The sequence below is a fragment of the Pseudomonas sp. 9.2(2024) genome, assembly GCF_039695385.1.
GTDB lineage: Bacteria > Pseudomonadota > Gammaproteobacteria > Pseudomonadales > Pseudomonadaceae > Aquipseudomonas > Aquipseudomonas paraglycinae.
In genome coordinates this window covers 4,320,859-4,334,957 of record NZ_CP155585.1, presented here as the reverse complement: position 1 = coordinate 4,334,957, position 14,099 = coordinate 4,320,859, and the positions used below count along the sequence as shown (strand labels likewise).

At 62.6% G+C, this 14,099-nt stretch carries 11 protein-coding genes; 2 read left to right on the top strand and 9 right to left on the bottom strand.

The genetic code is table 11. From position 1 onward, the window contains the following. Positions 1-13 precede the first annotated feature (13 nt). The 7 genes from ABFB52_RS19455 to ABFB52_RS19425 all read right to left on the bottom strand — a co-directional run bounded on the left by ABFB52_RS19455 (position 14) and on the right by ABFB52_RS19425 (position 8,968). Positions 14-1,036, bottom strand: coding sequence for an ABC transporter permease (locus tag ABFB52_RS19455; RefSeq protein ID WP_129974300.1), 1,023 nt, complete (start codon positions 1,034-1,036; stop codon positions 14-16). Next, positions 1,036-2,100 (bottom strand): microcin C ABC transporter permease YejB, encoded by a 1,065-nt coding sequence (yejB, locus tag ABFB52_RS19450; RefSeq protein ID WP_011335075.1) that lies wholly within the window; start codon positions 2,098-2,100, stop codon positions 1,036-1,038. Before yejB ends, ABFB52_RS19455 begins: the two co-directional genes overlap by 1 nt. A gap of 1 nt (position 2,101) precedes the next feature. Further along, entirely contained in the window at positions 2,102-3,973 is a 1,872-nt protein-coding gene (locus tag ABFB52_RS19445) for an extracellular solute-binding protein (protein ID WP_129974299.1), read from the bottom strand. Between the two features lie 110 nt (positions 3,974-4,083). Beyond that, positions 4,084-6,789 (bottom strand): TonB-dependent receptor, encoded by a 2,706-nt coding sequence (locus ABFB52_RS19440; protein ID WP_165369576.1) that lies wholly within the window; start codon positions 6,787-6,789, stop codon positions 4,084-4,086. 208 nt (positions 6,790-6,997) lie between these two features. Further along, positions 6,998-7,399, bottom strand: a complete 402-nt coding sequence (locus ABFB52_RS19435; RefSeq protein WP_011335072.1) for a biopolymer transporter ExbD — start codon at positions 7,397-7,399, stop codon at positions 6,998-7,000. After that, positions 7,399-8,103: a MotA/TolQ/ExbB proton channel family protein gene (locus ABFB52_RS19430; RefSeq protein WP_085608298.1), complete on the bottom strand. Its 705-nt coding sequence runs from the start codon at positions 8,101-8,103 to the stop codon at positions 7,399-7,401. The genes ABFB52_RS19435 and ABFB52_RS19430 overlap by 1 nt, the downstream gene beginning before the upstream one ends. 49 nt (positions 8,104-8,152) lie before the next feature. Then, positions 8,153-8,968 carry a TonB family protein gene (locus ABFB52_RS19425; protein WP_346836092.1) on the bottom strand — a complete coding sequence of 272 codons (816 nt, stop codon included), beginning with the start codon at positions 8,966-8,968 and terminating at the stop codon, positions 8,153-8,155. A 1,078-nt stretch (positions 8,969-10,046) separates the two neighbouring features. Here ABFB52_RS19425 and ABFB52_RS19420 point away from each other — a divergent pair. Next, the gene (locus ABFB52_RS19420) at positions 10,047-10,670 is read left to right on the top strand and encodes a glutathione S-transferase N-terminal domain-containing protein (RefSeq protein WP_102717061.1); all 624 of its coding nucleotides are present in this window, start codon (positions 10,047-10,049) and stop codon (positions 10,668-10,670) included. Here the strand turns inward: ABFB52_RS19420 and ABFB52_RS19415 are convergent, their stop codons facing one another. Next, complete coding sequence (locus ABFB52_RS19415; RefSeq protein WP_064380861.1) at positions 10,671-11,111, bottom strand: CBS domain-containing protein; 441 nt, start codon at positions 11,109-11,111, stop codon at positions 10,671-10,673. It abuts the gene before it with no gap. A 189-nt stretch (positions 11,112-11,300) separates the two neighbouring features. Here ABFB52_RS19415 and ABFB52_RS19410 point away from each other — a divergent pair, with 189 nt between their 5' ends. Next, complete coding sequence (locus ABFB52_RS19410; protein ID WP_165369566.1) at positions 11,301-13,661, top strand: DNA polymerase II; 2,361 nt, start codon at positions 11,301-11,303, stop codon at positions 13,659-13,661. Here ABFB52_RS19410 and ABFB52_RS19405 read toward each other — a convergent pair. Then, positions 13,626-14,096 carry a DUF1810 domain-containing protein gene (locus tag ABFB52_RS19405; protein WP_129973741.1) on the bottom strand — a complete coding sequence of 157 codons (471 nt, stop codon included), beginning with the start codon at positions 14,094-14,096 and terminating at the stop codon, positions 13,626-13,628. The two genes, ABFB52_RS19410 and ABFB52_RS19405, sit on opposite strands and share 36 nt — an antisense overlap. Positions 14,097-14,099: the final 3 nt, after the last annotated feature.

Here is a 14,099-nt window from a genome sequence, read left to right as displayed (position 1 = left end):
TCAGCTCCGGGGATCAGGATCGCGGATCGAACGCGTCACGGCAGGCTTCGCCGATAAACACCAGCAGGGACAGAATCAGCGCCAGGGCAAAAAACGCCGTCAGCCCCAACCACGGCGCTTGCAGATTGCGCTTGGCCTGGCCGATCAGTTCGCCCAGCGATGCGGTGCCGGCGGGCATGCCGAAGCCGAGAAAATCCAGCGCGGTGAGGGTGGCGATGGCGCCGGTCAGAATGAACGGCAGGTAGGTCAGGGTGGAGGTCATGGCGTTGGGCAGAATGTGCCGGCGCATCAGCTCGCTGTCCGTCAGGCCCAGCGCCCGCGCGGCCTTGACGTATTCCAGGCTGCGCCCGCGCAGGAACTCGGCGCGCACCACGTCCACCAGTGCCAGCCAGGAAAACAGCGCCATGATCCCCAGCAGCCACCAGAAACTCGGCGAGACGAACCCCGACAAAATGATCAGCAGGTACAGCACCGGCAATCCCGACCAGATCTCCAGCACCCGCTGCCCGAGCAAGTCGACCCAGCCGCCGTAATAACCCTGCAACGCCCCGGCGACGATGCCGATCAGCGCACTGACGGCGGTGAGAATCAGCGCAAACAGGATCGAAATCCGCGTGCCGAAAATCACCCGCGCCAACACGTCCCGGGCCTGATCGTCGGTGCCCAGCCAGTTGCTGGAGGACGGCGGACTCGGCGCCGGTTCAGTTAGGTCGTAATTGACCGTGTCGTAGCTGAACGGGATCGGCGGGAACAGCATCCAGCCGCCCTGATCCTCGATCAGTTTGTGTACGTAATTGCTCGCGTAATCCGGCTGGAACGGCAGTTCGCCGCCGAAATCGGTTTCCTGATACTCGCTGAGGATCGGGAAGTAAAAGGCGTTGTGGTAGCGGATTACCAGCGGCTTGTCGTTGGCGATCAGTTCGCCGCCGAGGCAGATCAGGCACAGCCCGATGAACAGCCACAGCGACCAGCGCCCGCGACGGTTGGCCTTGAATTGGGCGATGCGCCGCCGGCCCAGAGGGGAGAGTGTGAACATCAGGCAGTCCTCGCCGAGAAGTCGATGCGCGGGTCGAGCAGGGTGTAGCAGAGGTCGCCGATCAGCTTGATCAACAGGCCGAACAGGGTGAACAGGAACAGCGTGCCGAACACCACCGGGTAGTCCCGCGACACCGCCGCTTCGTAGCTCATGCGCCCGAGGCCGTCGAGGTTGAAGATGGTTTCGATCAGCAGGGAGCCGGCGAAAAACACCTCGATCAACGCCGACGGCACACCGGCGACCACCAGCAGCATCGCGTTGCGAAACACATGGCCGTAGAGCACGCGTCTTTCGGTCAGGCCCTTGGCGCGCGCGGTGATCACATACTGGCGGCTGATCTCGTTGAGGAAGCTGTTCTTGGTCAGGATCGTCAGCGTCGCAAAACCGCCGATCACCAGCGCCGTCACCGGCAACACCAGGTGCCAGAGGTAGTCGCCGACCTTGCCCCACAGGCTCAGGCTGTCGAAATTGTCCGAAACCAGCCCCTGCACCGGAAACCAGTTGACGTAGCTGCCCCCGGCGAACACCACGATCAACAGGATCGCGAACAGAAACGCCGGCATCGCGTAACCGACGATGATCGCCGTGCTGCTCCAGACATCGAATGCGCTGCCGTTTTTGATCGCCTTGCGAATGCCCAGCGGGATCGAAATCAGGTAGGTGATCAAGGTCGCCCACAGGCCGAGGGACAGCGACACCGGCAGCTTCTGCACGATCAGATCCGTCACTTTCGCACCGCGAAAGAAACTGCTGCCCAGGTCCAGTTGCGCGTAGTTTTTCAGCATCAGCCACAGGCGTTCGTGCATCGGTTTGTCGAAGCCGTAGTGGTGCTTGATCTCTTCGATCAGCGCCGGGTCCAGGCCTCGGCTGCTGCGCCCGGCACCGCCGATGGCGGTTACCTCGCTGGCGCCGCCCATGCTGTGCCCGCCGAAACCTTGCAGGCGGGCGATGGCCTGTTCCACCGGGCCGCCGGGCGCGGCCTGCACGATGACGAAGTTGACCACCAGAATGCACAGCAGCGTCGGGATGATCAGTAACAGACGTCGACTCAGATAACGCCACATGTCACTGGCCCCCCGCGAGCTGGCGCAGGGCGCTCATCTGCTGATTGGTCAGCGGCTTGGCCGAGACCTCCCACCAGGTATCGAGGCCTTCGCTGTAAATCGGCTGCACCGGTGGCCTGCCGAAGCGGTTCTGAAACACCGTCGGCGTGCCTTTGGAGTAGTAGTTGGGAATCATGTAGTCACCCCATTGCAGCACCCGGTCTAGGGCGCGGGCGTAACGCACCATAGCGTCGCGGGTATTGGCCTGGACCAGGCCGTCGATCAGCCGGTCCACCGCCGGGTCCGCCAGCACCATCGAATTGGAACTGCCGACCTGCGTGGCGCTCTGCGAGGCATACAGGCTGTACAACTCGCGGCCCGGCGAGACGATCGGATCGCCGCTGCGCGGGAAACTGGTGACGATCATGTCGTAGTCCCGGGCGTTGAGCCGGTTGATGTACTGCGCTGAATCGATACGCCGCAGATTCAGGGTGATGCCGATCTGCGCCAGGGTGCGTTTGTACGGCAGCAGCATGCGGTCGAAACCGCCCTGGCCGTCGAGGAAGGTGAATTCGAAGGGCTCGCCGGCGGCGTTCACCAGCCGGTTGTTTTTCGGCGTCCATCCGGCTTCGGCCAGCAGCTTCAGGGCCTGCAACTGCTTGTCGCGGATGTAGCCGCTGCCATCGGTTTTCGGCGCCTGATAGACCCGGCTGAAAACCTCGTCCGGAATCTGTCCGCGCAGCGGTTCGAGGATCGCCAGTTCGCCGGCGTCGGGCAGGGCGGTGGCGGCCATTTCACTCTTCGGCCAGTAGCTGTTCTGGCGCACGTAGAAGCCGCGCATCATCTGCTTGTTGGTCCACTCGAAATCCCACAGCAGGCTCAGCGCCTGACGCACGCGGCGATCCTTGAACAACGGGTTCTGCAGGTTGAACACGAAACCCTGAGCGCTGGTCGGTTTGTCCGGGGCGAGAATCGCCTGTTGCAGGCGACCGTCACGCAGGGCCGGGCTGTCGTAGCCGACCACGTAACCGGACGAGGAAAACTCGCGGTTGTAGTCGAACGCCCCGGCCTGCAGCAGTTGTCGGGCGACGTCGGTGTCGCCATAGAAATTCACGGTCAGGCTGTCGAAGTTGTACATCCCGCGACTGACCGGCAGGTCTTTGCCCCACCACTGCGGGTCACGCTGGAAACTGATGCTGCGTCCGGCGTCGACCTTGCTCACCCGGTACGGGCCGCTGCCCAGCGGAGGCTCGAAGCCGCCGCCGTTGGCGAAGTCGCGGGTCTTCCACCAGTGCTCGGGCACCGGCCGCAACGACGCCAGATCCAGCGCCAGGGTACGGTTGAGGTTGTTCTTGAAGGTGAAGCGAATCTGCCGCGGGCCTTCGATCAGCACGTCCTGCACGTCGGCGTATTGCTGGCGATAACTCAGGCTGCCCTTGGTCATCAACAGTTCGAAGGTGTAGCGCACGTCCTCGGCGGTGATCGGCGTGCCATCGGCGAAACGCGCCTCGGGATTCAGGTTGAAACGCACCCACAGACCGCCGGGATCGCGCTCCATGGATTGCGCCACCAGACCGTAGACGGTGTAGGGCTCGTCCAGCGAACGGAACGCCAGCGGCGAATACACCCAGTCGTTGACCTGCACCACGGAAATGCCCTGATCGGCATACGGGGTGATGTAGTTGTACTGACCGATCTCCATCGAAGCGCGGCTGAGCGAGCCGCCCTTGGGGGCATCGGGATTGACGAAATCGAAGTGCTGGAAACTGGCGGGGTATTTAGGCGCCTCGCCGTACACCGTCATCGCGTAGCTGCCGCCGGCCAGCGCAGATGACGCGTTGCACAGCAGCGCGCTGCCGAGCAGCAGGCCGGCCATGTTGCGCATGAATGTCATGAAGTCGTTCCTCTGAGCCGGAAAAACCCGAAGCGGCGGCAGGCCGCTGCGGGATGCGAATTCGCAAGGGGAAGGGGCCGGCCGGAGTCTTGCGCGGCCCCGACCGGGACTCAGAAGTGGTACGTCATGCGCGCAAACAGCGTGCGGCCCAGCGGATCGGTGTAGCGCGGGTCATAACCGCTCTGGAAGTTGTAGGCCTGGTTGGAGAACGGCGGATCGCGGTCGAACAGGTTCTTCACCCCGGCATCGACGTCCAGCACCTTGTCGAAGGTGTAGCCGGCCGACAGGTCCCACACCGAATACGACGCGACCCGCGCGTTGGTCTCGCGGTCGTAGTCGTTGTAGCCGGTGGTGAAGCGGTTGGTCAGCGCCGCGCGGGCTGCACCGAAGGTCCAGGAACCGGTCAGGTTGTGTTTCCAGCGGGCAATCACACCGTCGCCCTTGAAGTCGCCGACCTTGTCGGTGAACGGGCCCTTGATGGTGCTCTGGAAGTCGTACTCGTCGACATAGGTGCCTTGCAGGCCCAGGCCGAATTGACCGTACGGCGTGTTCGGGAAGCGATAGTCCAGCGACACATCGACGCCGTTGGTTTCGACGATGCCGAGGTTGGCGTTGCCGGTGACGATGTAGTTGAGCGTGCCGTCGGCGTTGCGCACGAAGCGGTCAGGGTAGCTGCCGGCCTGATCGAACACGGTGGATTCCGGGAACGGCTGGATCTGGTTGGAGATGTGAATCCACCAGAAATCCAGGCCCACGGACAGATTGCTGACCGGCTGATAGACGAAGCCCAGCGTCACGTTGCGCGCCTTCTCCGGGGCCAGGTCTTCGTTGCCGCCGATCTGGTTGAGGAACTGCTGACCGCAATCACGCCCGCCGTTGCCGCCCGGTTGCACCACGCCGCCGGTACACAGCACCGGGTCGTTGTAGTAGCCCTGGGTGAAGGTGATGCTGCGCGGCGAATACAACTCATACAGCGACGGTGCGCGGAAGCCTTCGCTGTAGGCGCCGCGCACCACCAGCTCCTTGAGCGGCTGATAACGGAACGAATATTTCGGGTTGGTGGTGCTGCCGAAGTCGCTGTATCTGTCGTGACGCACCGCAGCGGACAATTCCAGGCTGTCGAGCACCGGCACGTTGATTTCCGCGTAGGCGGCTTTCACGCTGCGGTCGCCTTCGACGCTGCCGGCCGGGTCAATGCCCAGGCTCTGGATGTCGCCGGCGAAGGCTTCGAAGTCCTGGTGGAATTTCTCTTTGCGGTACTCGCCGCCCAGCGCCAGACCCGACGGGCCGGCACCGAACCAGTCACCGATCTCGCGGCTGATCCGCCCGTCGAAACCGGCGACCCGACCGACCGCCGTGGAATAGGCGCCGTGGTACGCGGCCTGATCGATGTATTGCTGACCGGCGCTGGTCTGCGGGCCAAACGGGTTGAGCAGACCGCTGGCCAGACCGTCGATCATCGCCTGATCGCTGACGTAGCCGCTGGTGACGCTGGAGACGATCTTGTTCTGGTTGTACGAGGCGCCGACGTTGTAATCCCAGCCGCCCACCAGACCGTCGAAGCTCAGCAGAAAGCGCTGGCTGGTGTTCTGGTCTTTCGATTCGCGCGGGCCGGCGGCGGTTTCGCGCCAGTTCACGTCCACCGGTTGCGTCGGATCGAGGGCGAAACCGGTGGGCGCCGGGGTGATGCCGTTGCCGGGGTAGTAGGGCGAGGACGAATCCAGGCTCAGGCCGGTCAATGGCGCTGGGCCAATAGCGGTGGCGTTGTTGTTGCGCGACCAGAAGTATTCGAGGTTGACGTTGTGGTCGTCGGCCAGTTTGCCGGTGGTCTTGCCGAAGAACGACGTTTTCTCGGTCTGCGGCACCAGGTCGATGTATTCGCGGGTGCTGAAGCGGCAGAGGCCGTCGCGGGCCACCAGGTTGGGGCCGTTGCAATTGCTGTTGGCCAGCGGGTTGGTGGCGTTGCCGTTCTGGCTGTAGTTGCCGGGGAACGCAGTGCCGGAGGTCTGGTCCAGGCCACGGCCGGGCACATAGTCGCGGGCGAAGGAGCGGTCGTTGGCGTCGAGGTTCTGCTGCTTGTTGTAGTTGAACACGCCGAGCACGTTGAAGCGGTCCTGCTCCAGATCGCCGTAGCCCCAACTGGCGCTCATGTCCTTGGTCGCACCGCCGCCACTGTGGGTCGGGGTTTCGCCGCCGAGGGTGAGTTGGCCGTCGGTCATGGATTTCTTGGTGATGAAGTTGATCACGCCGCCGATGGCGTCGGTACCGTACAGGGCCGAGGCGCCGTCGCGCAGCACTTCCACGCGCTCGATCGCGGCAAACGGGATCATGTTCAGATCCACCGCGCCGCCGGCCGAGTTGGTGCCCGACAGGGCGTTGTTGGCCAGTCGGCGACCGTTGAGCAGCACCAGCGTTTTGTTCGCGCCGATGCCGCGCATGTCGGCGAACGATGCACCGCCGGTGGCCGCGCCGACCGAGCCTGCACTGTTGTTGATCGACTGGCTGCCGGTGATGCGCTGCACCAGTTCGGCGGTGGTGGTCACGCCCTGTTTGCGCAGTTCATCGGCCTTGAGCACGGTGATCGGCACCGCCGTTTCCGCGTCGACCCGACGGATCGCCGAACCGGTCACTTCGACTCGTTGCAGTTGCGTGGTCGGCGCGACCACCGCAGCGGCGGCCGGGACGCTGTTGTCGTCCTCGGCAGCCTGAACCCCGGCGCCCATCCCCATGGCCACCAGGTACAACGGAACGAAACGGTGGCGGGAAATCGTCGCCACCAAGGGTTTGAGCGTGAAGCGTGGAGTGTTCATCAGCATGGTTGTTTCCGACTTTGTTAGACGTTTATCGAAATGGCCTTGTGAGCCCTCTTTGCACGGAGCACGGTGGTGCCGCGCCGCGAAAACCACTTTCTTCAAGCAAGCCGATCCCCTCCGAAGACGCGCTGCGTTTTTTCGGTCGGCCGATTGCGACGGGATTCAACGAACGGTGTCGGGCGCGTCCCTCACTGCGCGCCCGGCACCGCCGTCAGCGGGTGGTCATTACCGATATCTTGGTGATGCCCGAGCGCTCGATGGACGCCATGGCTTTGGCGACCTGGCCGTAATTCACGGCGGAGTCGGCCTGCAGCTGCACGCGTACGTCGGCATCTTTGGCCTTGACCTCCTTGAGGCTGGCCTCCAGTGATTCCGGCGCCAGCTCGGTCTTGGCCAGGAAGAACTTGCCGTCCTGATCGACGCTGACCACCACCGGGTCTTTCTTTTCGGCGGGAGCGACGGCGTCGGTTTTTGGCAGGTTGACCTTGATCGCGTTGGTCATCAGCGGTGCGGTGACGATGAACACCACCAGCAGCACGAGCATCACGTCCACCAGCGGCGTGACGTTCATTTCGCTGAGCACTTCATCGCTGTCTTGAGTGGAAAAGGACATCAGCTGGCCTCCCGCACGGCGGCCGTGGATTTGGCGATGGCCTGGCGGCTGATGGAGAAAGCGCTGCGCGAGGCGAGGGCGTCGAAGTCGTGGGCGAAGTCATCCATGTCCGCCGAGGCCAGTTTCAGGCGCCGCAGGAAGAAGTTGTAAATCAGCACTGCCGGCACCGCGACGGCAATCCCCACACCGGTGGCGATCAGCGCGTGGCCGATCGGCCCGGCCACGGTTTCCAGGCTGGCCGAACCGCTGGCGCCGATGCTTTGCAGGGCTTCCATGATTCCCCACACGGTGCCGAACAGACCGATGAACGGCGCGGTGCTGCCGATACTGGCGAGGATCGCCTGGCCGTTTTCCAGCGAGCGACGTTCCTTCTGGATCTGCTGGCGCAGGTTGCGCTCCAGTCGGTCGGAACGGTTGATGGTGTGTGCCAGTTGCTGGGTGGTGCGCGGGGACTCTTCCACCAGCAAGGCTTCAAAACCGCTGCTGGCGATCCGCGCCAGCGAGCCCGGATACTGGCTGGCGTGTTCGGCGGCGGTGAGCAGATCCGGCGCGCCCCAGAAGGCTTTGCTGAACTGCTTGTTCTGGGTTTTCTGGCGCAAGTATTGCGCCGACTTGACCAGCAGGATCGCCCAGCTGACCACGGAAAACAGCACCAGCCCCCAGAGCACGCCGGGGACAATCATCGAAGACAGAGAATCGTTCATGGCTACACCTCGCTTGCGTTAATCGGTTGTGAGTTCGGTTGTCGCGCCGTCATTGCGGCAATTTGAAATCGATGGTCTGGGTGGCGAAGCCGTCGATCGGTGTGTCGCCGCGCTTGGCCGGTATGAACTTCCAGGCCTTCACCGCCGCGACCGCCGCGTCATCCAGTTGCGGCTTGCCGCTGGATTTGGTCACCGTCACCGAACCGGCGCGACCGTTGGCCAGCACCTGAATCCGCAGCACCACGCTGCCTTCCCAGTTGCGCCGCAGGGCCAGCGACGGGTATTCCGGCGGCGGGTTGCCGAGGCTGGCGAGGCCGGAAATCGCCGCCGACTCTTTCACCGGGCCCGGTGCCGCCGCAGGTGCAGGAGGCGCACTCGGGGTGGCCGGAGCGGCAGGCGCTGCCGGTTGCGCAGGGGCGGGCGGCGCTTTCGGCGGCTCGGCCTTTTTCACCGGTTTGGGTTTCTCGACCGGTTTCGGTTTTTCGATCGGCTTGGGTTTCTCCACCGGTTTGGGCGGCGGCTTGACCGCGTCCTCGTCTTCCACCGGTTGTTCCGGTTCGGGCGGTGGCGGTGGTGGGGGCGGCTCCGGTGTCGGCGGGGCCGGCGGTGTCGGGCTGGTGAGCTCGACGGTCATTTCCGGAATTTCCGGTGGCGTCGGCAGCGGTTCGGCCCGCGCCTGCTGGAAAAACCACCAGGCGCCGCCGTGTATCAACGCCGACACCGCCACCAGCAACAGCATCTGTTGTTTGTTCAGGCCGCCGGGCTGCGAAGTGTTGGCCTTAAACACGGGCCGGCCCGCAACCGACGGGAGCGGCGCTTCCCGCAAGGGCCCCGGCGGACTTCTGTGCTTTACCGCATCGTTCATTAAAGCTCCCTCGGGTGGATGAAGGGCAATAAGGTGCCGTTCGAACAACACAGCGTTGTTCGAGTGAGTGGTCGCAACTTTCATACAGGTGTGTAGAAGCCGATAGTTGAACTATCTATTGAACAGGGCTTGTGCAGCTTATTGCTTCAGTAACGTCGACTTCGATGGTTCATTGATCCGGTCCGTGGCTGTTCTTTTATAAGTGAGTGTGCAATTGAGTGGCGAACATCGTTCTTGCCCTCATGGTTGATGCAATAGCAACCGCTGTGCCAAACAGTAAACAAATGTGTAGCGGTTATTTCACGGATGATACGTATGTCGCATTTATATAAGTTTCATCAGGCACGCCGGTTTTCATGGGCGCATAACCTCCCGACGGCCCTGTTTGCAGGGCTTTTTCAAAGGCGAGACAGGCCTGGCGCGGTATCGCGCTGTTCAGCGAGATAGAGCGGCTGTTCTCGTGTCGGCCAGGACGCGTGATGGTGCGTGGCGGACTGATTTGGTGCGGGTCAGTGTTTTAGCGGGTCACAGGCGATGTTCCTTGTTTTTGTCTAAATAAAATCGGCTCTGGATAATGATTGATAGTGCAGTTTTGGTGCGCTTTGGACATTAACGCCGAACAGCAAAAGTTGTATCGGTGTGCTGTCTGAAAGTTATTGTCGAACAATGTGTTGTTGCATTCATTAATGCAGCGCGCACGCAATGACTTTCTGCGTGCTATTTAAAAAATAAATAGTGCAGGCGTTCAGGTAATAAAAGGAATGCACGGACAGTTCGCAGGACGAACACGGCGCAGGTACAGGGGCACGGAGAGAAGAGTGTGGCGCAGCAGATGAAGATTCACGCGGTGAACTCCTTGTTGCCAGCTCGGATACGCGAACTTTTGGTTCGGTATCGCACCTTACAAGAACGCGGATAGCGTTCGCTGATTGCTCTTGGTGCGGGATGGGCACCGCCAGCGCTGTTTTGCGAAATCAGGGATTCGCAAGCTGCCGATGAATGCGCAATCCGTGCCAAATTCGATACAACAGCTATAAATAGGGCCAGGCAGGATGCCTTTCGCAGTGGAGGAGGGGATATGTATCAGCTCTACGGACATCGCAATTCAGGGGCGGCGGCCATCGAGGCGGCGCTCGAGCTGTGTCAGGTGGCTTACCGCTTCATCGATATCGAGGCCAGCGCGGAAGCGGCGCAGGAGCTGGCGCGGCTCAATCCGCTCAAACAGATCCCGACCCTGCAACTGCCGAACGGCAGTGTCATCACCGAAAGTGCGGCGATCCTGATTCATCTGGGGCAAAGCTTTGCGCAATCCGGCCTGCTGCCGGCCAACGGCGCTGACCGCGATCAGGCGATTCGGGGCCTGGTGTACATCGTCAGCAATTGCTATGCGGCCATCGGGATTATTGATTACCCGGAACGCTGGCTGGTGATGCCGGACGAGGCCTCGCGGCAGAATTTGATGGCGGGGGCGCGGGAACGACTGCACTGGAGCTGGGAGGTGTTTGCCGATCAGTTCTCGGCCGAGCTGTACCTGGACGATGAAACACCGGGCGCACTGGATGTGCTGGCGGCGGTGGTCACGCGCTGGGCCGGTGCCCGCGAACACCTGCGCCAGGCCCGACCCGGTTTCCATGCGTGGCTGCAGCGCATCGACCGACACCCGGTGCTGGCGCCGGTCTTTGCGCGGCATTGGCCCGGCTGATCACTCCCCGCGAATGTACTGCTCCAGCTGTTTGATCAGCTCGGCCTGTTCGGCAATCGCTTCCTTGACCAGGTCGCCGATCGACAGCAGGCCGATCAGTTTGCCGTTCTCCACCACCGGCAAGTGACGCAGGCGTTTGTCGGACATGATGCCAAGGCAAGTGTCGACGGTCTGGTGGGTGTCCACCGTGATCACGTTCGCCACCATGATGTCGCGCACCGGCGTGCCCACCGAGGAGCGCCCGTGCAGCACCAGTTTGCGCGCGTAATCACGCTCGCTGATGATGCCCACCACTTTGTCGTCTTCCACCACGAGCAGGGCGCCGACGTTTTTCTCGGCCATTTTCATCAGCGCTTCGAGCACCATGTGATCGGGTTTGATCTGGTGCACTTCCTGATTTTTCGGATCTTTGAGCTTGAGCAGCTGGGCGACGGTTTTCATGGCGGTTACTCAGGTGTTGTCGTTGTTCTCCAAGCATCGTAGACGCAGGCGCGCAGGGCAAGGCCGCAAAACGGCAGATAACACGCAAAAAACGTCATTTGACCGGGTTTTTCATGGCGAGGCCTTTGTCACGGGTGGCGGCAATGCCGCGTAGAATGCCCGTCTGAATCAATTCCTGAGGTTGCAGTGGTGGATTTACAGCAGGGCTTCGTCCTGACCCGGCATTGGCGCGACACCCCGGCCGGCACCGAAGTCGAGTTCTGGCTGGCGACCGACGCCGGGCCGCGCCGTGTGCGCCTGCCGCATCAGCCGTCGGTGGCATTCATCCCTGCGGCGCAGCGCGAGCAGGCCGAGCGGGTGCTGGCGGACGAAAAGAACGTCGAACTGCGCCCCCTGGCCTTGCAGGATTTCGAGCATCGCCCGGTGCTCGGTCTGTATTGCCAGCAGCACGGTCAGTTGATGCGTCTGGAGACCGCGCTCAACCGCCACAGTGTCGACGTCTTCGAAGCCGATGTGCGACCGCCCGAGCGCTACCTGATGGAGCGTTTCATCACCGCGCCCGTCTGGTTCAGCGGCACGCCCGACGCCGACGGTGTGTTGCTCGACGCCCACCTCAAGCCTGCGCCTGACTATCGTCCGCAACTGCGGCTGGTCTCGCTGGACATCGAAACCACCGAGCAGGGCGAGCTGTATTCCATCGCGCTGGAAGGCTGCGGCGAACGGCAGGTGTACATGCTCGGCGCACCAAACGGCGATGACAGCCTTGTCGACTTCGACCTCGAGTACTGTGAATCGCGCACCCTGATCCTCAAGAAGCTTAATGACTGGTTTGCCCGCCACGACCCCGACGCCATCATCGGCTGGAATCTTGTGCAGTTCGACCTGCGCATCCTTCACGAACACGCCCGGCGTCTCGGCGTGCCGCTCAAGCTCGGGCGTGGCGGCGAGGAAATGCAGTGGCGCGAACACGGCAGCCGCAATCACTACTTCGCTGCAGCGGCGGGACGGTTGATCATCGACGGCATCGAATCCCTGCGTTCGGCGACCTGGAGCTTTCCCTCGTTCAGCCTGGAAAACGTCGCCCAGACTTTGCTTGGCGAAGGCAAATCCATCGACAACCCGTACCAGCGCATGGACGAGATCAACCGCATGTTCGCCGAGGACAAACCGGCGCTGGCCAAATACAACCTCAAGGACTGCGAACTGGTCACGCGGATCTTTGCCAAGACCGAGTTGCTGAAGTTTTTGCTGGAGCGCGCCAGCGTCACCGGCCTGCCGGCGGATCGCAGCGGCGGCTCGGTGGCGGCATTCACGCATTTGTACATGCCGCTGATGCACCGTCAGGGTTTTGTAGCGCCTAACCTCGGCACCAATCCTCCGCAGGCCAGCCCCGGCGGGTTTGTCATGGACTCGCAGCCGGGGTTGTACGAATCGGTGCTGGTGCTCGACTACAAGAGTCTTTATCCGTCGATCATCCGCACCTTTCTGATCGACCCGGTGGGGTTGATCGAAGGCTTGCAGCATCCGGATGACAGCGACTCGGTGCCGGGTTTTCGCGGCGCTCGTTTCTCTCGCACCCGGCATTGCCTGCCGTCCATCGTCGCCCGGGTCGCCGAGGGCCGCGAGACCGCCAAGCGCGAACACAATGCGCCGTTGTCCCAGGCGCTGAAGATCATCATGAACGCCTTCTACGGCGTGCTCGGCTCCAGCGGTTGCCGGTTTTTCGATACGCGGCTGGCGTCATCGATCACCCTGCGCGGCCACGAAATCATGCTGCGCACCCGACAGCTGATCGAGGCTCAGGGGCATGCGGTGATTTATGGCGATACCGACTCGACCTTCGTCTGGCTGCGTCGCCCCCACGGTCAGGAAGAAGCGGCGACCATTGGCCGGGCGCTGGTTGCGCACGTCAACGACTGGTGGCGCGAGCATGTGCGTGAGCAATACGGACTGGAAAGCGCCCTCGAATTGCAGTTCGAAACCCACTACAAGCGCTTCCTGATGCCGACCATCCGTGGCGCGGAAGAGGGCAGCAAAAAGCGCTACGCCGGTCTGGTGACCCGCGCCGACGGCAGCGAAGAAATGGTCTACAAAGGCCTGGAAACCGTGCGCACTGACTGGTCGCTGCTGGCCCGGCAATTTCAGCAGGAACTGTACGAGCGGATCTTCCAGCGCAAGCCGTATCAGGATTACGTGCGCGAGTACGTGCGCAAGACGTTGGCCGGCGCGTTCGACGAACGACTGGTTTACCGCAAGCGCCTGCGCCGCACCCTCGACGACTACGAACGCAACGTGCCGCCCCACGTGCGCGCCGCACGGCTGGCGGACGATTACAACGCGCAGCACGGTCGCCCGCGCCAGTACCAGAACGGCGGCTGGATCAGCTACGTCATCACCCTGGCCGGGCCCGAACCGCTGGAAGTGCGCCGCGCGGCCATCGACTACGACCACTACATCACCCGCCAGCTGCAACCGGTGGCGGATGCGATCCTGCCGTTTGTCGACGACGATTTCTCAACCCTGATCGGGGGACAACTGGGCCTGTTTTGAGTCCAGCAGTTGCAGGGTCCATTCGTCCTGAATGCCGTGGAAGTAACGCTCCAGCGCCTGATGCCAGAGGCTGTCGTCGTCGGCGAACTGGGCGAACAGGGTCATCGATGAGTGGAATTTCAGGTCGTCCGGATGGCCGAAGATCTCGGCAATCGAACGCTGCCGCACATTCAGTACAAGCTGCGCACACGTGCGCAGCCGGGCGCCGAGCAGCTCATGGGCCAGATAGGCCTTGGCCTCACCGGCCGAGCCGATGGCGAACCGCCGCGACATCTCGCTGCCCCCGAGCCCGGCGAACTGGGGGAACACAAACCACATCCAGTGGCTGCGCTTGCGGCCCTCGCCGAGCTCGCGCTGGACCCGTTCGAACACCGGGTCTTGGGCGAGCACGAAGCGTTGCAGATCGAACGGGTCTTCCTGATCAGTGCTTCTCATGGC